The sequence below is a fragment of the Sphingobacterium puteale genome, assembly GCF_003627955.1.
Lineage (GTDB): Bacteria > Bacteroidota > Bacteroidia > Sphingobacteriales > Sphingobacteriaceae > Sphingobacterium > Sphingobacterium puteale.
This window is the reverse complement of record NZ_RBWS01000020.1, coordinates 24,467-49,403: the sequence shown is the minus strand read 5'-3', so window position 1 is coordinate 49,403 and position 24,937 is coordinate 24,467. Positions and strand designations below refer to the sequence as shown.

Genomic DNA, 24,937 nt, shown 5'->3' with positions numbered 1-24,937 from the left:
TAATATTTTTGTTAAATTTGTTGAAACAAAAAAGAATATGCTTGATACTGCATTTGACCAAAACAATGAATCTATTTCCACTTTGAGCTTTGACGAGTTCAAAAAGATTATTGTGAATGATTATCGAACTGCCTTGGAGAGTCGTTACGTGAGTTTATTGGGACGTAAAGAAGTGCTTACCGGTAAGGCGAAGTTTGGTATTTTTGGCGATGGAAAAGAGTTGGCACAAATTGCGATGGCTAAGGTCTTCAGAAATGGCGATTGGCGGTCGGGATATTACCGTGACCAAACATTTATATTTGCTTCGGGCATCAGTGATGTTTACCGTTTTTTTTCTCAATTGTATGCACATCCGGATGTTGAGGCAGATCCTTCTTCCGCCGGTCGGCAAATGAACTGTCATTTTTCTACGCGGGTATTGGATGATCAGGGGAATTGGCTTGATCAAACCGTGCAGAAGAATTCCTTCTCAGATATATCCACCACAGGAGGGCAGATGGCGCGGGTGCTGGGACTCGGATTGGCCTCTAAATTGTATAAGCAAAACAGAAATTTGGATTATTTGTCCTATTTCTCGAATAAAGGAAATGAAGTTACCTTCTGTACCATAGGGAATGCCGCAACTTCGGAGGGGGTATTTTTTGAAGTTATCAATGCTGCCGGAGTGCATCAGATACCTACAGTTATTTCTATCTGGGATGATGGTTACGGAATTTCAGTGTCCAATGAAATACAGACCACGAAAGGTGATATTTCTGAAATCCTAAAGGGTTTTCAAAAAGAGGAGCTGACCAACGGAATCGAAATTTTCAAGGTCAGAGGTTGGGACTATGCGGGCTTGTGTGAAACTTATGAGCAGGCTGCCAGCATTGCAAGAGAAAAACATATCCCTTGTTTGATTCATGTGACCGAACTGACACAGCCACAAGGGCATTCCTCTTCGGGATCCCACGAGCGTTATAAATCTCAGGAACGCCTGCAGTGGGAAACAGACTTCGACTGTATCGCCAAAATGAAGGAATGGATTCAAAGTTCGGGTATTGCTACGGATGAAGAGTTGGATCAATTGGATCGTGAGGCCAAAGATTTTGTTCGTCAGGAACAAAAAAGGGCTTGGGCTGACTATATCAGAACGTTGACGCTGGAAGCAAAAGAAGCCATTGATTTATTGGCTCGAATTCCAAATGAGAAAGCGGACTTCGCAGCAAAAAAACTGCAATCGATGGTAGAACCTTCGTTGAAAGAGGTGTATGGACAGGTCCGGAAGATCTTGCATGAGCTAAAGGGAAAACAGACAGAAGGTCGTCAGGAATTGTTGAATTGGTATAAAGTTAAGCAGGAGATTAACGAGAAACGGTACAATTCGAAATTATTTACTGATGGTGTTGATTCTCCCTTCAATGTCCCTGCAGTACCCGCGATTTATAATGAAGATTCTAAAATCGTGGATGGTCGGGAAGTGTTGAATCTTTGTTTTGAAGAAAATTTTCGACGTGATGAACGTTTATTGGCATTCGGGGAAGATGTGGGGAAAATAGGGGATGTCAACCAAGGATTTGCAGGTCTACAGGATAAGCTCGGTGCACATCGCGTATTTGATACCGGGATCCGCGAAAATTCAATTATCGGTAAAGGGATCGGATTGGCGATCCGTGGGTTAAAACCAATTGCTGAAATTCAATACTTAGATTATCTGATCTACGGTATCACGGTTGCCAGTGACGATTTAGCCAGCTTAAGTTACCGTACGTTCGGCGGGCAAAAAGCACCGGTCATTATCCGTACCCGCGGACACCGACTGGAAGGTGTATGGCATTCGGGATCACCGATGTCTGTGATATTGGGCTCCTTAAGAGGATTGCATGTCTGTGTACCTCGTAATATGACACAAGCTGCCGGAATGTATAATACGCTTTTCCGCTCAGATGAACCGGCTATTGTCGTTGAATGTTTGAATGGATATCGCCTCAAAGAACGTTTGCCAGAAAATGTTGGTGAATTTACGGTGCCGATCGGTTATGCAGAGCGTATTAAAGAAGGACAAGATATTACGGTAGTCTCCTATGGTTCAACGTTACGCGTTGTCGAAGAAGCTGCTGTAGAATTGGAACGTCTGGGGATATTTATCGAGATTATCGATGCCCAGACCTTGTTGCCGTTTGACAAAGCACAATTATGTGCGGAATCTCTGAAAAAAACAAATAAGTTGTTAGTGGTAGATGAGGATGTACCCGGAGGTGCTGCCGCATTTATATTACAAGAAATACTTGAAAATCAAAATGGTTATTATTTGCTTGATAGCCAACCTCGGACATTGTCAGCAAAAGCGCACCGACCTCCTTATGGTTCGGATGGTGACTATTTTTCGAAGCCATCTTCGGATGATGTTGTCGAAACGGTATATGCAATCATGCATGAGGCTAATCCAGAAAAATATCCATCTATGTTTGAATAGATGGATATTTCTTGGGATCTGTTATTTTAGCGATACTATTCAAAGAGCTGCTTGCAAGAAGCTCTTTGAATAGTATTCTTTTTCAGGGGGAACGCTATTTTGTGTTTTTAAGTCCCTGAACTAACTGAATATGCTTGCGGCGCCAATCATGGCTGCCTTTTCCCCCAATATAGCTGTATGCATGGTGAATCTATTGAATTCTTCCCGGTCCGCGATAAAGATAGGAAGTGCTTTTGCGATGTTGCCACCAATAATAAAGATATTCGTCTGGTATTTTTCTTCAAAAAATTGCATAAAATCAAAGAGATGTGTTGCGTATTCATCCTTGATTGTTGTGAATGCAGCCGTTTCTCTATGATTGTCCAAGATTTCCTTTAAACCGGTGACATTTTTCCCTGTGATCTCTTTGAAGCGTTTGACAAACCATCTTGTCACAAGATATTCTTCAAAGATACTTTCCTTGTAAGGTGTATTCCATAGATCTGCATCGAAAGCTTTTTCGCCGTTATTCCATACGGCAGACCCTAAGCCAGTCCCCAATGTAATCCCGAGTATCCTCGGGTTGGTCTGAAGGTGCTGTACAAATATCTCCCCTTGTAGGAAAGCCGCTGCATCATTGATAAAGTGAATGGCGGTAGGCGGTAAACCCAGCTCAGCAGATAAAAGGCTTTTAATGTCTTGATCGTACAAGTTGTCGTACTTGCTTTGTCCTAACATTTTAGAAATCCCATTTTCATAGTCAAAAGGCCCCGGCATTGCTATGCCAATGAATTGAATAGCTGTGGGTGAGGTGGTCATACAATCCCGTATTGCGGAGGTCCAGGTGTGTAAAATCGTTTTAGCATCTCCTTGAGAAAAAACGTGGTTTCTGACCACGTTCTCTAAATGTATATTCCATTGTTTGGTGTCAATGATACAGGCGGAAATATGAGTGCCTCCAATGTCAACACCTACGACATAATTATCTTGCAGCATGTTTGTAACTTTGATGTTTAAGTAGATGATCCGCAATTACAAGTGCCGCCATGGCTTCTACAATAATTACCGCCCTCGAAACAACACAAGGATCATGTCTTCCCTTTCCACTTGCGATGGCCGGGTTGCCATGGATATCGACTGTTTCTTGATCTCTCATGATGGTGGCAACAGGCTTAAATGCTACTTTAAAAGTAATATCCATACCGTTTGATATACCGCCCTGTATTCCCCCGGAGAAATTGGTATGTGTATGCACTTGATTTAAATCATGGTCATCTGCTACAAATATATCATTATGTTCGGAACCTCGCAACTCCGAACCCGCAAAACCTGATCCATATTCGAATCCGTGTACGGCATTGATACTCATCATTGCTTTGGCGAGGTCAGCATGGAGTTTGTCAAATACAGGTTCTCCAAGTCCAACGGGAACATGTCTTATCACTGCCGAAATGCGTCCACCTACTGTATCACCAGCTTTTCTTACGGAATCTATAAATGCGACCATTTCATTGGCTGTGGCCGGATCAGCGCAGCGAGCGATATTGGATTCGCGTAGCTCAAGCAAGGCTTTAAGATCTTTGGTGTCCAAATTCGGAGCTTCGATCGTGCCTACACCGGAAACATGGGCAAAGATTTCAATGCCAAATTGTTGTAGAAAGCTCTTCGCAACAGCACCTGCAGCAACACGGGCAGCTGTCTCGCGGGCCGAGGAACGGCCACCGCCGCGGTAGTCACGGATGCCATATTTCATCTGGTAGGTGAAGTCCGCATGGGAAGGTCTGAAGATATCTTTAATGTGGGTATAGTCCTTGGAACGTTGATCTTCATTAGGTATAACAATGGCAATCGGTGTTCCGGTTGACTTGCCTTCGAATACGCCCGATAATATCTGAGCAGTATCGCTTTCTTTTCGTTGTGTGGTAATCCTGGACTGTCCGGGTTTCCGTTTATCTAGTTCAGACTGTATAAACTCTTCGTCTATCGTTATATTTGAGGGGCAACCATCAATAATTACACCGATCGCTTTACCGTGTGATTCACCAAAAGTGCTGATTCTGAATAAATCGCCAAATGAGTTTCCTGCCATAAAAATTAAATTTCAATAAACTTAGATAAATTTGCCTTTAAATGCAATGAAAACACTATCCTAAAACCTTACTTTGTCAATTTTGATTATTTTAAATCATATCTACGTCCGTCTGCGGATAGTCTTCCTTTTGTCGTCATTAAAGCTATTAAAAGCGTGTATATAGGTTGTAAAAACCGGGAACTTATAATTATACTCTCCCGGTTTCTTTTAATATTAGTCGATGCTAAAAGATTGGGCCTGTAGATGTTTCCAGAAATCAGGATACGATTTTTCCACAACCATTGGCTCCGCAATCTTGATCTGGTCAAAAACCAATGCAAGGGGGGCAAAAGCCATTGCCATACGGTGATCCTCATAGGTATTAAAGGTCACGTCTTCTGGCCGGAATACCCCTGCTGTTTTAAGATGATAGGTTTCATTATCTGCGATCAGTTCAGCGCCAAATTTAGCTATTTCAGTCTGGAGAGCTGCAATTCGATCCGTTTCTTTGATCTTTAATGTTTCAAGACCTGTAAAGGAAACCTCACGCCCTAAAGCTGCCGCGACAACGACGACAGTCTGCGCAAGATCCGGGCATTCCTTGAAATCAAATAACGTTTTTTCCGAATCTATTACCGTTTTATGAAGATGCAAACCATCGGCTTCAAAACTGGATTGCACACCAAAATGGGTCATGATATCGACAATTGCAATATCTCCTTGCAGACTGTCTTTTTTAAGCCCAGGTAAGATAATGGATGCTCCGTCTTCCGCCAGCGCTACAATAGCGTACCAGTAGGAAGCTGCGCTCCAATCTGGCTCCACATAAATCGTGCTTTTTGAAAAAGTCTGCGGGGCAATATGTATTTCATTTGCTGTCCACTCATGCTTTATGCCGACACTTTTTAACATATCCAGGGTCATGGATACGTAAGGTCTGGAAGTCAGTTCGCCCTCAATTTCCAATGTGAGCCCCTTTTTCAATGCGGGAGCAATTAATAGTAGGGCAGAGATGTATTGGCTACTGATATTCCCTTTTATCCGGACACGGTCCTTCCCCTGAAATAAACCTCCGTCTATTTTTAGGGGCGGATAGCCGGATTTCTTCTCGTAATGAATGTCGGCGCCGATCTCCTTCATGGCATCAACCAATATACCGATTGGCCGTTGTTGCATGCGTTCGGTCCCCGTAAGGATAAAGTTTCCTTGAACAAGGTTCAGGTAGGCTGTTAAAAAGCGCATTGCTGTACCCGCCGGACCGATGTCAATCGTGTTGTAGCCAGGTTGAGGAGCTGATGCGATCTGTAAGACACGGTTTAACGTCACCGTATCGGCAGCCTCGGAAAGGTTTGCTATATCAACTTGCCCCTTGCTCAACGAGCGGATAATAAGAGCACGGTTGCTCTCGGATTTTGATCCTGTCAGTTGAACCGTGCCTTTTATTTTTTTCGATGGATGCGTCAGCTTGATGACTTGTTGATTCATTATGCTTCAGCTGTTGGTTGTTCCTGTGAATTCATGACCGCATTTTGTTTACGGATAGATTCGTTGTGAATTAATTCTAGGAATTTTGTTGCAAATTCACTGCCCAAAGATAGCGCTTCAGCAAGTTTTGTGCGTTTTTGAACAATCTCATCCCAACGGTTTACCTGTAAGATCGTCACATTGTTATCGCGTTTGTATTCACCGATTTTCTCTGCAATTTTCATCCGCTCACCGATTTTTTGGATAATTAAGTCATCCAATTTGTCAATGTTACTACGCAATTCGGCTAATTTATCCTCGAATGAAGGGTTGTTAGAATCAGCTTTACGTAATGTCAAATGATTGATCAACTCTGCTAGGGCTGCTGGTGTAACCTGTTGCTTGGCATCTGTCCATGCAACAGAAGGATCAATATGTGATTCAATGATCAAACCTTGCATATCCATATCCATAGCTTTTTGGGCGATGTACGGTAGCAATTCACGGTTACCACAGATGTGGCTAGGGTCATTGATGATCGGCAAATTAGGGCAAGCAGTTTTTAACTGGATGGCTAAATCCCACATCGGTTCATTACGGAATGCTGTTTTCTCGTAAGAAGAGAAACCGCGGTGGATCGCACCTAATTTTTTGATACCAGCACGATTGATACGCTCCAAAGCACCGATCCATAACGATAAATCAGGGTTAACAGGGTTTTTTACGAAAACAGGTACATCTACGCCCTGTAGTGCATCAGCAATTTCTTGTACTGTGAATGGATTTGCAGTGGAACGTGCACCTACCCAAAGTACATCAACACCAGCTGCCAAAGCTTCTTCGACATGTTTTGCTGTTGCAACCTCTGTAGCTGTTAATAAACCTGTTTCTTCTTTCGCTCTCTTCAACCACTCCAGACCAATGGAACCGATACCTTCAAATTCGCCCGGACGCGTACGTGGCTTCCAGATTCCTGCACGTAAAATATTTACTTTTCCAGTATTTGCCAATAGGTGTGCTGTAGATACCAATTGTTCTTCTGTCTCTGCACTACAAGGGCCTGCGATAATTAAAGGCTTGTCTCCAGTATCCAACCATGATTTCAAAGGAGTGATTTCTAATGTATTTTTCATCGGAATAAATTTTTAAAAGTATTTGAGTCTGTTAAGCTGTTAAGCTTGTTTTGTAAGTTTTTATAGCTCCAACAGATTCAGGGTAAGTTGATTGTTTTATAAGTATTAATTTGTTGATTATAGTTTCTCGTTTTTGATGTACTCGCCCATAATATTGAAATTGACACTATGTTTGAGTACTTTTCGGATCGCAGCTTCATAGTCTGATTGTTTTTTCCATTCAACATCAACGAAAAAGTCATATTCGTTGCGTTTTCCGATAACAGGCATAGACTGAATCTTGCTCAGGTTGATATTTTGCTCAGCAAAACACTGTAAAATTGTCGCTAAGGAACCAACAGTATTTCCCGTTTGGAACGATAAGGATGCTTTATTCGCATTTTTATGTTCAACCACCTCATTCGAAAGAACTAAAAAACGTGTTGCATTCTTTTTATTGGTTTCGATTCTTTTTTCTAAAATCTCAAGACCGTAAATCTCTGCAGCCAAGGTACCCGCAATAGCAGCGGTATCAGTCAATTTCCGTTCAGCAATCATCTTTGCTGTGGCCGCGGTGTCTGACCCTTCGGTAATACGTACACCTTCCAGCTCCGAAAGAAATTCTTCGCATTGACGGATGGCGATCGGATGTGATTCGATATGCTTGATGTCTTTCAATTTTACACCCGGTAATACCATCAGATTCTGTTGAATGTTGAGATAGACTTCACCTGTGATATGAAATTTATAATCCCGAAGCAGATTGTAGTTTGGTAATAGGCTACCCGCAATCGAATTCTCGATCGCCATAACAATGTAATCTACTTTTCTTTGCTTAAGCAATTCACAGGTTTTTTTGAATGAATCACATTCAACAATCTCGACTTCGCGTCCAAAATATTTAAATGCTGCTTCCTCGTGAAATGAAGCTTTTGCTCCTTGTATCGCAATTTTTAAACTCATTTTTTTTTGTTACTATTTTGCCCTTAAACAAGAAAGAGTCCCGATGATCTAAACCGGGACTCTTTCTTGTTATATTTTAATGTATACACAATCTAATCCCGGCTCTTATTTTTAAAATAAAAGAAGTTAAAATAGAAATATGTATATGATCTGTTCATCCTTGTGTTGTTTGACATTTCAAATGTACGAATGTTTTTGGAATATCAAAGAAAAAATAAATTTTTTCATATAAAATATATCATTTATAGGTGTGTTTTTGGTTGTTTTTTTTCTGCTTTTTTTGTGTTAAAAATAAATGTTTTTTTAGGTTTTTTGAAGTTGTTTGTTTTTGTAATTTTCTTTTATATAGGCTTTTATTGTTTTTGTAATCTCTTTTATGTCTGTTTTTTTTAATGGTTTTTTAATAAAAAAAGCATATTAAAAACAGCTATTTTTTTTTAGTGTTTTTTTTATTGAAAATACCGTTTTTTTTTGTTGAAATATGGAGTATTTTATATGTTGTTTGCTGAAAAAGTATTTTATTACCTTTGCCCAAATTTGATTTTTATGCTAAAGCGATTTAATTTTTTGGTGAGTACCGCGATTATCTGTTTCTTGTTTTTAGGTTTTTCTTATAAAGGGGAGGAGCGGTATGTGAAAGTGAGACGGGTAATAGACGGGGATACCTTTGTGATTGAAAATGGTAGTAAAAAAGGAGAACGGGTACGCTTGATCGGGATTGATGCTCCCGAAACAAGGAAGACAGCACGTAAAGAGGTTGGTTACTATGGCATGGAGGCAAAAGAATATCTAAAAACTTTGTTGACCGGAAAAAATGTGAAGCTGGTATTTGATGTCGGTAAAAAGGATCGTTATGGAAGACTTCTTGCTTATGTGTATCTTCGGGAGAAATTTGTTAACGCGGAGCTGATCGAGCAGGGCTATGCGGTGACCTACACCTTGGCCCCGAATGTTCAGTATGCTGATTTTTTTGTGAAATTAGAACGACAGGCCCGTCAGGCTAAGCGTGGACTTTGGAAGTAATTTAGTAACAGAACAATGATTTTTGTCCTTATAAGTGTTATCTGTAGTGTCACTGTAGCCGTATTGTTAAAACTGGCGAAACAGTATGGCGTGGAAACAAAACAAGTGATCGTTTGGAATTATCCGATGGCGGTTGCTTTGACCTACTTTATATTACGGCCCCAAATAAAGGAAATTAGCTTGACGACCTTACCATTCCCGCTGTATACGGCATTGGCTGTCCTGTTACCGGGGATGTTTGTATTTATTGCACTATCTATCCGTTACAGTGGTTTGGTAAAAACAGAGGTGGCTCAGCGGCTGTCTTTATTTATTCCCCTGCTGGCAGCGTTTTTTCTATTCCAGGAAAAGCTACAGGGAAACAAGCTGTTGGGGATAGGGATAGGTCTATTGGCGATCATATGTTCCATCGGTTGGCGAAAATCTCTTCCTACAATAACGCAGTCAAATGCAAAGTATAGAAATGGCCTCTACCCATTGCTTGTTTTTATTGGTATGGGGATTATTGATATCCTCTTTAAACAGGTGGCATTGCATGTGACGATACCTTATGTCAGTTCGATGTTTATTATATTTGTTATGGCCATGCTGATCGCATTTGGTTTATTAGGTTATTTTATCTTCGTTGACAAGCAGACCTTTTCACCTAAAGCAGTCGTCTATGGTCTAATTTTAGGTGCTTTCAATTTTTGTAATATATTATTTTATATGAAAGCCCATCGGGCATTGCCTGAAAACCCTTCCATCGTATTCACCGGGATGAATATTGGTGTTATCTCGCTGGGTGCTTTGGTCGGTGTACTATTTTTTAAAGAAAGACTCTCATGGTTGAATTACCTCGGGATAGTTCTTTCCATTGTTTCAGTTTTAATTATCGCATATCAGTGAGTTTATTTGAAGATACTTATCGGACGATCGATGCAAACTATGAGGGAATTTTTAGAGATAAGGGAAGTAAATTTATCGCTTATGCATTTCCTTTTAAATCTGAGGAGAAATTAAAAGATGTTTTACAGGAAGTGAAATCCCTGCATCCGAAGGCAAGACACCACTGCTGGGCCTATCGGCTGACTCCGGATCGGAATGTCTTTCGGATAAACGATGACGGTGAACCCTCTGGAACTGCAGGGCGTCCTATTTTAAATGCTTTGCTCTCGGCAGATATTACAAATATAATCGTCGTTGTTGTCCGTTATTTCGGTGGAACCCTATTGGGTGTACCTGGCTTGATTAATGCTTATAAATCGGCTACACAGGATGCCTTGGACCAAGCTCAGATCATCGAACGTACAGTTAACGATAGCTATGGCTTGACCTTTGATTATCTAAATATGAATGATGTTATGCGTATTATTAAGGAAGAAGGACTGGAAATCGAAAAGCAGGAATTTGACAATAATTGCTATCTGGAATTTGAGGTACGTAAAATGCAGGTGAACCGTGTCGTGGAACGTTTTTCCAAAATTGAAGGTTGTCAATTGAATTATTTAAGAACGATATGATAAACAATTCAGAACTCATTTTGAATTCAGATGGAAGTATTTACCATTTGAATTTATTGCCGGAGGACTTAGCCCATACGATCATTACGGTAGGAGACCCGGACCGTGTCGCCAAGGTGTCGAAATATTTCGACCGTATTGAACTCAAAAAAGGGAAGCGTGAGTTTATCACCCATACGGGATATATTGGTGCCAAACGGCTGAGCGTGATCTCTACGGGTATAGGTACAGATAATATCGATATCGTATTGAATGAACTGGATGCTTTGGTGAACATCGATTTTCAGCGTAGGGAAGTAAGGAGCGAACTGACCGCTTTGGAAATCGTGCGTATCGGTACTTCCGGTGCTGTACAGACAGATGTTGAAATGGGAAGTATATTGGCTTCGGAATATGGGGTTGGCTTTGATGCATTGATGCAGTTCTACCAAAAACCTTATGATGAAATTGAATTGAATATCCAGCAGGCTCTAATTCGTTATTTTCCACAGTTAAGTTTAAAACCTTATGTAGCACGTGCCGGAGAGCGATTATTGGACCGAATTGCTTTCGATCTACCTAAAGGGATAACGTTGACGGCACCGGGATTTTATGCGCCACAGGGACGTTGTCTACGATCAGACAATACGATCCCGGATCTGATTTCTTTGATAAATTCATTTCGGCATAACGATTTCCGTTTGACCAATCTGGAAATGGAAACTGCCGGTATCTATGCGCTGGCGAACATGTTCGGTCATCAGGCTTTATCCATTAATGCCATTTTAGCAAGTAGGGTAGCGGGAGAATTTTCTGCAGATCCTGAAGCGGTCGTGGAAAAGGCGATTCAACTGGTACTGGAAAGGATTTAGTAAAATCTCTCCCAGTACCAACTGCAAACTATACGACCCCTTTTCTATTGGAGTCAAATTTGAGCATGATAAAGAGCAGTATCGTGAAACTCCAGAGTGAAGAGCCTCCATAGCTGACAAAAGGCAATGGAATTCCAATGACAGGGATGATTCCTATAGTCATTCCGATATTGATAAACAAGTGAAAAAATAGGATGGAGGCCACGCCGTAAGCGTAGATGCGGGCAAATGCCGAACGCTGTCGCTCCGCGATATGAATGATACGCAAGAGTAGGGTGAGATAGATTGTTATCAGTGTTACTGAGCCGACAAATCCCCATTCTTCCCCTACGGTACAGAAGATAAAATCTGTACTCTGTTCGGGAACAAAATTATACTTTGTTTGTGTACCCTGTAAGTAGCCCTTGCCCCAAAATTGACCTGAACCAATGGCAATTTTAGACTGGTTCAAATTATAGCCCTTTCCTCGGAGGTCTTGCGTTTTGCCAAGAATGATATCGATCCGATCACGTTGGTGTGGTTGCAATACATGGTCGTAAACCAAGTCGACGCATAGTATAAACGCGGTACAGGCAGCGAAAAGAATACTTAAATTAATGATGTATTTCCTCTTTTTTCGGAAACTCCACATAAAAAATCCAATGATAAGGGCTAATACCAAGATTAATATCCACGGGTTGAACAGCAAAGCCAAAACGAAAAGCAAAATACACAGTCCACCGAATATCAATAACTCGTTGTTTACATACCCTTCACGGTAAAATACGAAAATTAAGGAAAAGAAAGCCAATGCAGATCCCGTGTCGGGCTGTAGCATAACCAAGAATACAGGAAATAGTACAATACCTGCGCCCATGGCCAAGGTTTGCATAGTGGGTGCTTTATTGCTCTGGGCGCTTAAAAAATTGGCCAGCAACAGACAGGTTGAAAGTTTGGCAAACTCGGACGGTTGCAGCCGGAAGAATCCCAAATCAATCCAGGCCTGATTTCCACCTACATTTCGGCCCACAACCAAAACAATAACAAGTAAGATGGCCGTTATTCCGTAGAATATCGGCGAAGCTGAACTGAAAAACTTGGCATCTATAATCAAAATGGATATACCTAATATAATCGCCGAAACAAGATACAAAGACTGTTTTCCATAGTTGGTCCCCAAGCTGAAGAAACCGGGCATATCTGGATTAAAAACAGCCGCACGGATATTGAAAAGACCGATTATACACAACGAAAGCCAAAGCATGATTGTCAGCCAATCAATTTTTCCAAAGAAACTATTTTTTTGATTATTCATATCTTCTCTTTACCTCGCTATGGTGAACAATTGTTTCCTTTGGTTTTACCAGGGCTGCCACTTGACGCTTTGCTTTAACAGTATCTGTTTTTGATTTGATCGAATCCGCCTTCTTGACATCTTTACTTTTGGGATCTATTACTTTTTTTGGCGCCGGGAGAAAGTTTGCTTTATAGATCCGATCCTGAATATATTTTGGTGCCGTAATGGTATCTTTTAAGTATTTCTCCACCATCATGCTGGCGATTGGGCCAGCCCAAGTGCCGCCATAACCTGCATTTTCAACAAATACCGCTATGGCAATTTTAGGATTTTCCCGCGGGGCAAATGCGAAAAATACGGCGTGATTTTCACCATGTGGATTTTGTGCCGTACCTGTTTTTCCGCACATTTCAATCCCGGGAATACGATTTGACCAAGCTGTACCTTCAGGTGTGTTTACGGCATCACTCATCCCCTGGATCACGACAGGATAATATCGTTCATCCACCCCAGCGCTTATCTTTTCCGTGAATTCCTTTTTGGCGATTTTTTGCGCACCGATTCCTTTAATAAGGTGGGGTCTATAATAAAAGCCTCTATTCGCGACAATAGCCATGATATTGGCCATTTGTAATGGCGTGATGCCCATTTCACCTTGTCCAATGGATAAAGAGATATTAAAACTTGAACGCCACTTGTCATTGCCGTAACGTTTTGTATAAAACTCCGATGTAGGCAATAAACCTGCTTTCTCCCCCGGTAGATCTATCCCTAATTTGTGTCCGATTCCAAACTGTGTGACTGCATTTCGCCAGAGGTCGTAAGCTTTCGGGCCGGAAAGACCACGGCCATCGATCATCTTTGCATAAGTAAACCCGTAGTATGTGTTACAGGAAACAGCGACAGAACGTTGTAAGGTCGTTGATCCATGATAGTGGGTACAGCCCATCCAGCCACGTCCACCACCATAGCTATAACCGTGCGGACAGAAAAATACCGTATTGCGGTCGATTACTCCGGCTTGTTGCGCCGTTAAGGCCGAAACGACCTTAAAAACAGAACCTGGAGGATAGGATGCTTGAATGGGGCGGTTAAAAAGGGGCTTGGTCTCATCGTTCAGCAATTTCATGTAATTGTTGCCCACCTGACGGCCAACCATCAGATTCGGATTGTAACTTGGGCTACTCACATAAGCCAGGATTTCTCCTGTTGCCGGTTCAATGGCAACGATGGAACCTAATTTATTTTTCATGAGGTTTTCACCTAATATTTGTAGATCCTTGTCCAAGGAGGAAACCAAACCTTCACCGGCCACGGCCAAGGTGTCATATTTACCCTCCATAAATATACCTTTAGGACGATTCAATGCATCCACCATTAAGTTGTTAACACCTCTTTTCCCCCGGATCAGATCTTCATATGAACGTTCAACACCACTTCTGCCGATATAGTCGCCACTACGGTAAAATCCATTCGATCGCTCAATATCTTTATCATTTACCTCACTGACATAACCTAAAAATTGAGCAGCAATACTATCGGGATAACTCCGGATCGTTCTCTTTTGTACATAAAACCCGCGAAACTGATATTGATATTCCTGATACTGAGCCCAAGTCCGGACAGATAGCTGTTTTTCAAAAATTGATGCCCTGTACGGGGAGTGTGCCCTAGCTTTATCCATTCGTTTAATAAAGCCTTCTTTGTCGATCTCGATTAATTTGCAAAACAGAGCAGTATCAATTTCTTTCACCTCGCGTGGCGTTACCATCAAATCATAGACAGGCTCATTTTGTACCAATACCTTACCCTTGCGGTCCAAAATTACACCCCTTGCAGGGTAAACAATGACCTTGCGCATGACATTGCTATTGGCTGAATGTATATAGGAATCGTCAATGATCTGTAAATAAAATAGGCGGGCGACCAAAGTCAGCGCAATGGCAACAAAGATTCCGGAAACGACGTACTTGCGAGCAAAAAAACTATTCATAGAAATAAATTTCTATCCATCGATCTACTACAACCGATCTTTCTTTTTGTAGAATAATATGCTAAATAATAGCATGATAATTACTGTAAATATACAACTTAAAACAATACTGAGCAGTGTGTATTGAATATGTTGAAAGGAGAAAGATTCCAGCAGATACAGGAAAGTATGGTGAATCAATGTACCGAAAAAGATATAGGAAAAAAACCATCTCACATTCATCAATCCCAACATTGGGGTAAGAAAGGAGTCCCGTTCCTCCACTTCAAGCGTGATTTTCATAAAGAAAATGCGGAAGGCCGCCAGGGCTACACATGCGGCAGTATTGACCCCCAGCGTATCGTAAAAAGAATCTACCGTTAGTCCCGTTAGAAATGCGATCAGGTACACCAGAAAATTAGGTGTTCCCGTTGGTAGCAAGAAGACAAACAAAATATAAGGAAACGCTGCAACCAAGTTGTAATAACCGATATTTTGGAACAAAAATACCTGCATTCCAATCAAGACGATAAATCGAATAATGTTAAATATTAAAATCCTAGCCATTGTCCTTAGTCGATTCCTCCAATGTTTTTAATTCATTACTTAATAAATCTTTTACGACATATACATGTTGTAGATTGGAGAAATTGGTGCTTAAAAGAATGCGAAGATCCAAGAACGCATCCCCGGATGAAATACCCGTTTGAATAACTGTCCCTACAAAAATGCCCTTGGGAAAGTGTCCTGAATATCCAGAGGTATAGACTTTATCGCCTTTGTTTACTTTGATATGATTGGGAATTTCCTTCACTGTTGCGGCACGATAATCTATATTGTTGCCCCAAACTAAAGATCCAAAGACTTCACTATGGCCCAAGGTTACTGATATGCGGGTATCGGGATGTAGAAGGGACTGTACTGTTGAAAAATTCGGCGAAACGTTTAATACGATACCAACAACACCATTGGGTGCGATGACCCCCATTCCTTTTTCTATCCCATCTTTACTGCCCTTATCCAGGGTAATTGTATTCGCTTTTTGATGGATACTATTGTTGATTACATTTGCAATTAGAAATTGGTAGCGGTCGAATTCGCTGCTGTCCATAACCGGCACAGGGCCAATTTTGATACTGTCGGTCGATTTATATGCCTGGAGGTCTTTCCGTAACTGAGCGTTTTCTTTTGCTAATGCATCATTTGTCTCCCCTAGATGTAAATAGCTTTTCCAGGAGTTTATCTTTGCATAAAGACTACCGATTACATGATTGGAAGAGTTTAACACAGAATTGCGTTGAAACGAATTGTTGGTAATAATCATAAATAATGAGAATCCAAAAAATAGGATAAACCAAAAGAATGCATTATATCGTCTCAGGAATAACCAAAGGTTTCTCATTTTTTATTGCGGGTATTTAATAAGCAAGCGATATAATAGTTTTGCATATTATATCGCTCTTTAATAAAATCTTGTTAATTATCGAACGTTAATTATTGCATCAAGAATTTGAATCGGCCAATATTTTTAAGCGCAATACCGGTGCCTCTGACAACAGCACGAAGAGGATCTTCGGCAATGTGTACTGGAAGTTTTGTTTTCGCTTGAATACGACGATCTAAACCACGTAATAACGCACCGCCACCAGTCAGGTAGATACCTGTTTGATAGATATCGGCAGATAGCTCCGGTGGCGTAATTTCAAGTGCTTTTAAGATGGCTTCTTCGATTTTAGAAATTGATTTATCCAAACAATGGGCAATTTCTGTATAAGAAACCGTAATCTGTTTAGGGACACCTGTCATGAGGTCACGACCTTGTACAGCAAAATCTGCAGGTGGCTCCTGTAACTCAGGAAGTGCTGCCCCAACTTCAATCTTAATCTTCTCCGCAGTACGTTCACCGATCATGATATTATGTTGTCTACGGATGTATTGAACAATGTCAGAGTCAAAGTTGTCGCCTGCTACGCGGATGGATTGATCACAGACGATACCAGATAGTGCGATGACCGCAATTTCTGTCGTCCCGCCACCAATATCTATAATCATGTTACCCATCGGTTCTTCCACGTCGATGCCAATACCTACAGCAGCAGCCATTGGTTCGTGGATCAGATAAACTTCTTTGGCTCCGGCGATCTCCGCAGAATCACGTACAGCTCTTTTTTCCACCTCAGTGATACCCGATGGAATACAGACCACCATGCGTAAAGATGGGAAAAACCAACTCTTACCATTGTTGACCAATTTTACCATCCCTCTGATCAAATGTTCAGCAGCCGTAAAATCAGCAATCACTCCATCACGTAAAGGTCGTACCGTTTTTATATTGTCGTGTGTTTTACCTTCCATTTGCATGGCCTGTCGACCGATGGCAATCACTTTGTTTGTGGTGCGGTCAAATGCAACAATAGAAGGCTCATCCACTACTACTTTGTCATTATGAATTATTAGGGTATTTGCAGTACCCAAGTCAATCGCAACTTCTTGCGTAAACCAATTAAATAAGCCCATTTGCTAATTCTTAAGCTATTTTAAAATAATATGCAAACCTACACAAAAAAAATTAATCTTTTTGAGGTTATACATCAAAAAAAACTATATTCTGCAAGTAAATTCTATCTGGAAAAAACCGTTTCTAAATTTAACGAATATAATCTACAATTGTTACTTCTTGTGCTAACTTATTTTTTATTGGATGCAATACGAAATGTGAATTAAAAATGTGTCTTTGAAATATTTGCCATCTAAATAAGTGCTGATGTTCTCTAGATAGTAGCTTTGACAACTATATGAAATTGGCCGTCAATTTTTTTATTGAATAATTTTTTTTTGATCAGCTTTCGATCGTTTTTAGAGGTGGAGAGAAAAGAAGAATGCCATTATTCTTATTGAAAATAATGGCATTCTTCTTTGATTAAAAAGCAAGGTTATGCTGCTTTTTATAATGATTTGGTGATCGACTTTATTGTATCGTTTTAGCTTGCTCTTCCGGTTTAGGCTCATTATACTTATGGAAGATTAAGCGGACGCCACTGTTTTTTGTGAAAAACTTCACCGACCAATTTACAAATGTGATCAACTTATTTCTAAATCCATAAATGGACATCAAGTGGACAAACATCCAGGTCATCCATCCGAAGAAGCCGCTGAAGTGAATTTTGCCCATGTCAACGACAGCCTTGTTACGCCCTACTGTGGCCATTGAACCCTTGTCAAAATAGCTGAATTTTTCCGTGGGTTGATTGGACATTGTCTGAAGGATGTGTTTTGCCACATATCCTCCCTGCTGTTGTGCTACTGGAGCAACACCCGGTAAACCACGAGGTAGGTCATCTGTAATAAATGCAGATACGTCACCGATGGCATAAACCCCCGGCATGTCAATAACACGACATTGATCATCTGTCTGTATACGGTTACCACGCTGGATAACTTCCTTTTTGAATCCATCGGGATATTGACCTGCAACACCTGCACCCCAGATGACTGTTTTTGTTTCGATGCTTCTGCCATCGGCGAAAGTAATGGAGTTACCGTCATATCCGGTCACCTGTACGTTCAATAGTACTTCAACACCAAGATCTTTTAAATATTTCTCCGAATTTTTTGATGCTTTCTCCGAGAGATTGGCCAAAACTTTTGGTAGACCTTCCACCAGGTAAACAGACATTTCTGATTTCTTCAATTCAGGATAGTCTTTTTCCAGTACATTATTCTTAATTTCCGCAATAGCACCAGAAAGCTCTACTCCGGTAGGACCACCACCCACGATCACAAAGTTCAGGTTAGGCTTGCGGTCTTCAGGATTAGGGATCATTACCGCTTCTTCAAGATTTTGAAGAACGTAGCTCCGAATATTAAGGGCCTCCTGAATATTTTTCATCGGCAAAGCATATTTGGTGATCTGCTGATTGCCGAAAAAATTTGTCGTTGCACCAGTGGCGACAACCAGATAATCGTAGTCGAAATCTCCAATATCAGTCTTAACAATTTTAGCCTCGTTATCGATGCTTTTGACGTCGGCAAGTCTAAAATGGAAGTTATCCTGATTTTTGAACATTTTACGAACAGGGAAGGAGATAGAGTCCGCCGAAAGAGTACCCGTAGCAACTTGGTACATTAATGGTTGAAAAGTGTGAAAGTTGTTTCTATCTAATAAGAGAACTTCAACCTCCTTATTTTTAAGCTTTTTAGCAACTTCAATTCCTCCAAATCCAGCACCAATAATGATTACTCTTGGGAATTTTCTATTTGAACTATTGCTTGGCATATTTTTAATAGTTTGTTGTAAAAATTCGTACAATCGAATTAAGCTGCAAATATCTTAAATTTTGAACCAAAAAGCTAAAAAATATTTATTTATTATAGCAATACGTTGTGAAATTTATCGTTACAAGGTCAATTCTTTTAATAAAATATTTTGTAGTGTTTTGGTTTTAAGTCTTTTATGGACCGTAAATGCGTATAAAAAAAACTTGCACAGATAACCAAGTCATTGTGTATTTTATACACAATGACTTGGTTATTGCAACGAACCTTTCAGCTTGATTTTCATGCCATTGTTATTCGGATGGAGGTGCAGCTGACAGGCGAGCCGGCTTTGTTCGTCTGCATCAGGTAAGGTGTCCAGCATATCCAATTCCTGATCGTTGGCTTCCGGAAGATTATCCAGCCCCTCAAGGACTTCGACATGGCATGTGGCACATAGCGCCATGCCGCCGCAGGAGGCCAGTATATCGTATTCAGATGCTTTCAGAATTTCCATTAGGGAAAGGTTGATATCTGTCGGAACGTCTATTGTATTTTCTGTACCGTCACGATCGATAACGGTTACTTGGATCAAATTATCTTCCATGGTTAAAATGTATTTATACCATTAACGGTTGTATATTTAAAGGTTAATTTTTGATCCGGATAAACAAACTTAAAAGCACTTTGGCACATTAAGGCCGCCTCATGGTATCCGCATAGGATGAGTTTGAGCTTGCCCGGATAAGTGTTGATATCACCAATGGCATAGATGCGTTCGACATTGGTCGAGTAATCAAAGGTATTGACTTCAATCGCATTTTTATCAATATTTAGCCCCCAGTCAGCAATTGGGCCAAGCTTGGGTGTCAGGCCATATAACGGAATAAAATAATCCGCTTCGACCGCAATTGTTTCTTTTTCCTTACTTACGGTTTCAATAGCCGTAAGGCTTCCGTTACCTTGTAGATTACTTAAATTATGGGATAAAAGTAAATTGATTTTACCTTCTTGTGCCAATTTAAAGACTTTTTCCGCGGAATCGGGGGCGCCGCGGAAAGAGTCGCTCCGGTGAATAAGTGTAACTTGCTGGGCAATATCAGCCAAATGATAAGTCCAATCCAGTGCAGAATCACCTCCACCGGCAATAACGATCCGTTTGTCCTTGTATTTTGTAGGATCTTTTACCATATAATCCACACCGTTACCTTCATAGAGATGCAGGTTTTGAATTTCAGGCTTACGAGGTTCAAAGCAGCCCAATCCCCCTGCAATGACAATCACTTGCGCATGAACTTTTGTTTGATCGCCCGTGGAGAGGATAAAGGAACCATCATCCTGCCGTTCGATATGTTCGACACGCTCGCCTAATGTGAAACTAGGGGCAAAAGGTTTTATCTGCTCAAGTTGATTATTAATAAGTTCCTGTGCGGTGATGCTCGGGTAGCCAGGTATATCATAAATCGGTTTGTGTGGATATATTTCGGATAACTGTCCGCCAACCTGAGGTAAAACGTCAATCAAATGGCACCTCATTTTTAGAAGTCCAGCTTCGAATACAGCAAACAATCCTACCGGTCCGGCACCGATGATACAGATGTCAGTATTTATCATAGCTATTATGCATTTAAATTGTGATAGATCGTGTTTAATATTCTTGTAAAATCCTCGAAATCTTTTTCCGTAAGTTTCTCCCAAGCTTTCATCCGGATTTCTGCAACGATAGGGGATAGGGATGCAACCTTAAGTTTTCCTTCTTCAGTCAAATGGAGATAAAGGCTCCGGCGATCTGTCTCATCAATGAAACGCTCAGCCAGACCTTTCTTAAGCAGGATATCCACGATACGGGTCAACGTGGGCTGGTCTTTGCCGCATCGTTTGGCCAATTCTTTCTGCGATAGCTGTTCGTTTTCGTATAGCGCCTTTAAGACAGCCCATTGATCTACTGTAATGTCAAATCCCTTTTCCGTAAAAGAAGATTGTGCAAATTGTTTTACCTTCTTGGCGGTTTGATCCAGGATGAAGGAATAACGGTCGAATTTTTCGTTTAGCATACAAATATTTAGTATGACAAATATATTTAAAATATTTAGTACAACAAGTAATCTGAATGCAATAAAAAAGGCGTTCAAATTTTTGAACGCCCTCTTATGATATTTCAAAGCTTATTATGGTCTCACTACTTCAGCTTTTTTTGCAGCATTACCTTCAGCTAGATGCTTTCCTTTACGTAAGTCGTATACAGAAGGCGCAGCCAGGATAATGGAAGAATAGGTACCTACAATAACACCGATCAAGATCGCGAACGAGAATCCACGGATAACTTCACCACCAAAGATGAACAAGACCGCAAGAACGAAAATGATCGTCAATGAAGTAATGATTGTTCTACTTAATGTAGAGTTGATTGCGTGATTTACAACCTCGCCAAGATCTTCATTATGTGCATTAGGTTTTGATACGAACTCTCTCAAGCGGTCAAATACAACCACGGTATCATTTACCGAGTATGCGATTACCGTTAAGATGGCCGCCACAAAGTGTTGGTCAATGTCCAATGAGAATGGCACAATACCATCTAATATGGAGAATAAGCCCAATAGAATAATCGCATCGTGGATGGTTGCAATAGCTGCACCCACCGAGTATTCCCATTTGTGGAAACGGATTAAGATGTAAGCCGCTACGATGATAATGGAGAAAATTGCTGAACTGGTCGCTCTTGACTTGATGTCTGATGCGATACTAGGTCCTACTTTTTGTGAAGACAGGATCTCATGTTTATTGGAGGCATCTACCTTAGCTAGTCCTTGATTTAATTTATCCAATACTTCTTTATCGGCCGCATCGGAAGTTTCTTCAATATGATATGTTGTCGTCACACGAAGTTGGTTGGATGCACCAAATACTTTTACTTCTGTTGTTTTTTGGAAAATATCGTCCAAACTGGTACGAACCGCTTCCGGATCAACTGGTTTATCGAAACGAACAGTATAAGTGCGTCCACCTTGGAAATCCACACCTAAACTGAAGCCTTTTGTGAAAATTGAAGCTGCAGAAATTAATACTGCTACAACAGAGATCGCATAGAATACTTTACGTTTTTGAACGAATTTGAAGTTTGCATTATGCAAGGTATTTGCAGACCAAGGGAAAGATACTTTAATTTTGATATCTTTTTCCAGCATCCATTCAAAAATAACACGTGTTACAAGTATTGCTGTAAACAATGATGTGATAATACCCACCATCAATGTAGTTGCGAAACCTAAAATTGGACCACTACCAAATAAGAATAAGATGATACCAATTAGGAATGTCGTAATCTGTGAATCTAAGATTGAAGGTAAAGCATGTTTATAACCATCAGCAACCGCCTGACGAACTGATTTTCCTAAGCCCAATTCCTCACGGATACGTTCATAGATCAGTACGTTAGCATCGACGGCAGTACCCATTGTCAATACGATACCGGCAATACCGGGTAAAGTCAGTACGGCATTGAGTGAGGCTAATACCCCCATGATAATGAATACGTTCAACAACACAGCAATGTTAGCCACAATACCTGCAGTGTTGTAGTACGCAATCATGAAGATCATCACAACGATAATACCGATTACCGCTGAGTTGATACCTGCATCAATCGCTGCTTGTCCCAACGTAGGACCGACAACTGCTTCTTCAACGATTTTGGCTGTAGTCGGAAGACGACCAGCTTTCAATACGTTTGCTAAATCTTTTGTATCCTCAACAGTAAAGGATCCAGAGATCGATGAGCTTCCGTTTGGAATTTCACCATTAACAGATGGCGCGGAATAAACTACATTATCTAGGACAATTGCAATGGCATCTCTGTTTTGAGCAGCTTTTGCCGTGATTTTTTTCCATGCATGTGCACCTTCGCTGTTCATTTGCATACCAACAACAGGTTGGTTTTTTTCATCAAAGTTTGCATTGGCATCAGTGATGACGTCACCTGTCAATACAGCACCATTATCTGCCCCTACGGCTTTGATGGCATATAAGGAAAGTTGCTCTGGTGTTTTTTGCTCTGGTTTTACAGCCCATAAAAGCTTTAAGTTGCCCGGAAGGATTGATTTTACTTCTGGACGTTGCAAATAAGCGTTTATTTTAGCAGTATCTTTCAATGAAGCAATACCGACCATTGGACCTGGGGCCAATGTAGGTTGTTGGTTTTCATTTAAATAAGCACTAGGTTTTAATAAATCAAACAATGGTCTTTTCTGACCTAGATTAAGTGCCGCACTGTCTTTTTTCGCTTTACTGTCGTTTTGACCACCGGTTAAGTTAGATAGTAAATCGTCAGACTTTTTCGTTGTGTCAGCAGTAACATTGTTGGTCGCAGTCGGAGCAGCTTTTAAAGTAGTTGCTAATGTTCGGTCAATATTTTCTAATAACGGATAAACTTCTTGATTGGTGAAAGTTTCGTAGAACTCCAATTTAGCCGAACCTTGAAGTAGGTTACGGACACGGCTTTCGTCTTTTACACCAGGGAGCTCAACTAAGATACGGTTTGTCCCCTGTTGAATCTGGATGTTTGGCGAAGCAACACCGAATTTATCAATACGTGTACGTAGTACTTTGTACGAATTTTGAATGGCGTTGTCGGCTTCTTTTTGAAGGAATGATTCCACTTTTGAGTCAGAATCACCTGGTTTAATCAAAGAAGCGTTGTCTTTTGTCGAAAAGAATGTTGAAAGTGGGGTAGAAGCTCCAATGGATTTGTACTCTTCCATGAATAAAGCAACGACCGTTTTTTGACTGGTTTTGCTTTTTGCTACCGCTTGTTCCAACGCTTTGTTGAATTTCTCATCTTTTGGATTGTTGGCCAGATTACGGATCAACTCATCCAATGAGATCTCCATGGTAACGTTCATGCCACCTTTCAAATCCAATCCTAAAGCCAGTTCATTTGCTTTTGCTTCCCGATAGGTGTATTTCGCAAAACCTAAATTGTACACTACTTCACCTGCCATGGAGTCTAGATAGCTCTTCTCTTTTGCCAAATCTCCTTTGGCAAATTTCTCAGCATCCTGCTCCACCTTGCGGGTCACCCAAGTAAATGATAGGGAGTATAGACACGCTAATGACACCACTATCACTAAAAGTTTAATCAGCCCTTTACCTTGCATCGTCTGTTATTAATTGTATTAATTTTAATGTTAAATACTGTTTATGTAATTGATAATTAGTTCTTGTTTAATCACACTTTACCAAGAATGGCAAAGGTATAAAATTTTTGTAGAATGAAAAGCTTTATTTATGCCATTTAGGTCAAAGGCATAAAATTAGAAGAATTGCTGAAAAAAAGAAATACTTAATGGATTTATTTTACAAAAAAAGGCTCTGTTCAAACTTGAACAGAGCCTTTTTTTTCTTTTTTTTTCTACTATCTCAATGTATATTTAATACCGAAAGTGAAAGTTGAAGCGTCGAAATCATTACCGTGATTTAATCTCCAGTCAGGTTTCCAGTCTGCGTGAAATCCGATAGGAGCAGCAGGGATTTTAAATTCCAAACCCAATTGCGGTCTTAAACCAACAAGAGTCATATCGTCATTTCCAGCGTCAAGAAATGTCAACTGCGCACCAATACCTGCATACCATCCTAGTCCGTTTACACCACGGAACGGTCTAGCGTATTGATAGTCCGCACCTACAGCAACGACGTTGTCATCAAACATCACTTGCGCTTGACCATTATTTGTTCCGCCAAAAGATTGCTTGTATTGAACACCCCAAAGATCACCACCTGTTCCGTCAAAAACAACACCGATAGCGGCACGTTGTGGAGATTGAGCTTTCGCTTCTTGTGCTCCAAATGCTAATGCTGCAACAGCAGCTAATGAGAGTAATGTCTTTTTCATAATTATCTTTACTTTATATTTTCATTAATTAAAAATTACTTTTCGTGTTACACAAAAGCAAATAGCTTGCCAAAAAAAAGAGGCAATCCGTTGGAAGGGCTAATTGCATCAATTCATAATCGTTC

The 24,937-nt window shown here is 40.6% G+C and carries 21 protein-coding genes; 5 read left to right on the top strand and 16 right to left on the bottom strand.

All coding sequences use genetic code 11. The features are described from left to right. Positions 1-37: 37 nt before the first annotated feature. Complete coding sequence (locus tag D7322_RS22510) at positions 38-2,455, top strand: alpha-ketoacid dehydrogenase subunit alpha/beta (RefSeq protein WP_121126459.1); 2,418 nt, start codon at positions 38-40, stop codon at positions 2,453-2,455. Positions 2,456-2,575: 120 nt separating this feature from the next. Here the strand turns inward: D7322_RS22510 and D7322_RS22505 are convergent, their stop codons facing one another. The 5 genes from D7322_RS22505 to D7322_RS22485 form a co-directional block, all read right to left on the bottom strand. Beyond that, positions 2,576-3,430, bottom strand: a complete 855-nt coding sequence (locus D7322_RS22505; protein WP_121126458.1) for an ROK family protein — start codon at positions 3,428-3,430, stop codon at positions 2,576-2,578. Next, positions 3,417-4,523 carry a chorismate synthase gene (gene aroC, locus D7322_RS22500; RefSeq protein ID WP_121126457.1) on the bottom strand — a complete coding sequence of 369 codons (1,107 nt, stop codon included), beginning with the start codon at positions 4,521-4,523 and terminating at the stop codon, positions 3,417-3,419. The genes D7322_RS22505 and aroC overlap by 14 nt, the downstream gene beginning before the upstream one ends. Positions 4,524-4,739: 216 nt before the next feature. Next, entirely contained in the window at positions 4,740-5,990 is a 1,251-nt protein-coding gene (gene aroA / locus D7322_RS22495) for a 3-phosphoshikimate 1-carboxyvinyltransferase (protein ID WP_121126456.1), read from the bottom strand. After that, on the bottom strand, positions 5,990-7,102 hold the full coding sequence (locus tag D7322_RS22490) for a chorismate mutase (RefSeq protein ID WP_121126455.1): 1,113 nt from the start codon (positions 7,100-7,102) through the stop codon (positions 5,990-5,992). The genes aroA and D7322_RS22490 overlap by 1 nt, the downstream gene beginning before the upstream one ends. A 117-nt stretch (positions 7,103-7,219) precedes the next feature. Further along, a complete protein-coding gene (locus D7322_RS22485) occupies positions 7,220-8,044 on the bottom strand; it encodes a prephenate dehydratase (RefSeq protein WP_108636938.1) in 825 nt (274 codons plus the stop codon). Between the two features lie 546 nt (positions 8,045-8,590). On the opposite strand from D7322_RS22485, the gene D7322_RS22475 reads away from it, so the two are divergent. The 4 genes from D7322_RS22475 to D7322_RS22460 are packed head-to-tail and all read left to right on the top strand — an operon-like array spanning position 8,591 to position 11,420. Further along, entirely contained in the window at positions 8,591-9,067 is a 477-nt protein-coding gene (locus D7322_RS22475; protein WP_121126480.1) for a thermonuclease family protein, read from the top strand. A gap of 15 nt (positions 9,068-9,082) precedes the next feature. After that, complete coding sequence (locus D7322_RS22470) at positions 9,083-9,955, top strand: EamA family transporter (protein ID WP_121126453.1); 873 nt, start codon at positions 9,083-9,085, stop codon at positions 9,953-9,955. Next, positions 9,952-10,569, top strand: a complete 618-nt coding sequence (locus D7322_RS22465) for an IMPACT family protein (protein ID WP_077437423.1) — start codon at positions 9,952-9,954, stop codon at positions 10,567-10,569. The genes D7322_RS22470 and D7322_RS22465 overlap by 4 nt, the downstream gene beginning before the upstream one ends. After that, positions 10,566-11,420 carry a nucleoside phosphorylase gene (locus D7322_RS22460; RefSeq protein ID WP_121126452.1) on the top strand — a complete coding sequence of 285 codons (855 nt, stop codon included), beginning with the start codon at positions 10,566-10,568 and terminating at the stop codon, positions 11,418-11,420. Before D7322_RS22465 ends, D7322_RS22460 begins: the two co-directional genes overlap by 4 nt. Positions 11,421-11,448: 28 nt before the next feature. Here D7322_RS22460 and rodA read toward each other — a convergent pair whose 3' ends face one another. From rodA to D7322_RS22405, 11 genes are all read right to left on the bottom strand, one after another. Further along, the gene (gene rodA / locus D7322_RS22455; RefSeq protein WP_121126451.1) at positions 11,449-12,714 is read right to left on the bottom strand and encodes a rod shape-determining protein RodA; all 1,266 of its coding nucleotides are present in this window, start codon (positions 12,712-12,714) and stop codon (positions 11,449-11,451) included. Further along, positions 12,707-14,689: a penicillin-binding protein 2 gene (gene mrdA / locus D7322_RS22450; protein WP_121126450.1), complete on the bottom strand. Its 1,983-nt coding sequence runs from the start codon at positions 14,687-14,689 to the stop codon at positions 12,707-12,709. Before mrdA ends, rodA begins: the two co-directional genes overlap by 8 nt. A gap of 27 nt (positions 14,690-14,716) precedes the next feature. Further along, positions 14,717-15,235, bottom strand: a complete 519-nt coding sequence (locus D7322_RS22445) for a rod shape-determining protein MreD (protein WP_104385799.1) — start codon at positions 15,233-15,235, stop codon at positions 14,717-14,719. Beyond that, complete coding sequence (gene mreC, locus D7322_RS22440; RefSeq protein ID WP_121126449.1) at positions 15,228-16,070, bottom strand: rod shape-determining protein MreC; 843 nt, start codon at positions 16,068-16,070, stop codon at positions 15,228-15,230. Before mreC ends, D7322_RS22445 begins: the two co-directional genes overlap by 8 nt. Positions 16,071-16,162: 92 nt before the next feature. Beyond that, positions 16,163-17,185 (bottom strand): rod shape-determining protein, encoded by a 1,023-nt coding sequence (locus tag D7322_RS22435; RefSeq protein WP_028071379.1) that lies wholly within the window; start codon positions 17,183-17,185, stop codon positions 16,163-16,165. A 451-nt stretch (positions 17,186-17,636) separates the two neighbouring features. After that, positions 17,637-18,944 (bottom strand): NAD(P)/FAD-dependent oxidoreductase, encoded by a 1,308-nt coding sequence (locus tag D7322_RS22430; RefSeq protein WP_121126448.1) that lies wholly within the window; start codon positions 18,942-18,944, stop codon positions 17,637-17,639. A 252-nt stretch (positions 18,945-19,196) separates the two neighbouring features. After that, the gene (locus tag D7322_RS22425; protein ID WP_121126447.1) at positions 19,197-19,529 is read right to left on the bottom strand and encodes a 2Fe-2S iron-sulfur cluster-binding protein; all 333 of its coding nucleotides are present in this window, start codon (positions 19,527-19,529) and stop codon (positions 19,197-19,199) included. A 2-nt stretch (positions 19,530-19,531) separates the two neighbouring features. After that, complete coding sequence (locus D7322_RS22420) at positions 19,532-20,536, bottom strand: NAD(P)/FAD-dependent oxidoreductase (RefSeq protein WP_121126446.1); 1,005 nt, start codon at positions 20,534-20,536, stop codon at positions 19,532-19,534. A gap of 5 nt (positions 20,537-20,541) precedes the next feature. After that, the gene (locus tag D7322_RS22415; protein ID WP_121126445.1) at positions 20,542-20,976 is read right to left on the bottom strand and encodes a MarR family winged helix-turn-helix transcriptional regulator; all 435 of its coding nucleotides are present in this window, start codon (positions 20,974-20,976) and stop codon (positions 20,542-20,544) included. Positions 20,977-21,090: 114 nt separating this feature from the next. Next, entirely contained in the window at positions 21,091-24,078 is a 2,988-nt protein-coding gene (gene secDF / locus D7322_RS22410; RefSeq protein WP_121126444.1) for a protein translocase subunit SecDF, read from the bottom strand. 257 nt (positions 24,079-24,335) lie between these two features. Beyond that, on the bottom strand, positions 24,336-24,812 hold the full coding sequence (locus tag D7322_RS22405; RefSeq protein WP_121126443.1) for a hypothetical protein: 477 nt from the start codon (positions 24,810-24,812) through the stop codon (positions 24,336-24,338). Between the last annotated feature and the right edge of the window lie 125 nt (positions 24,813-24,937).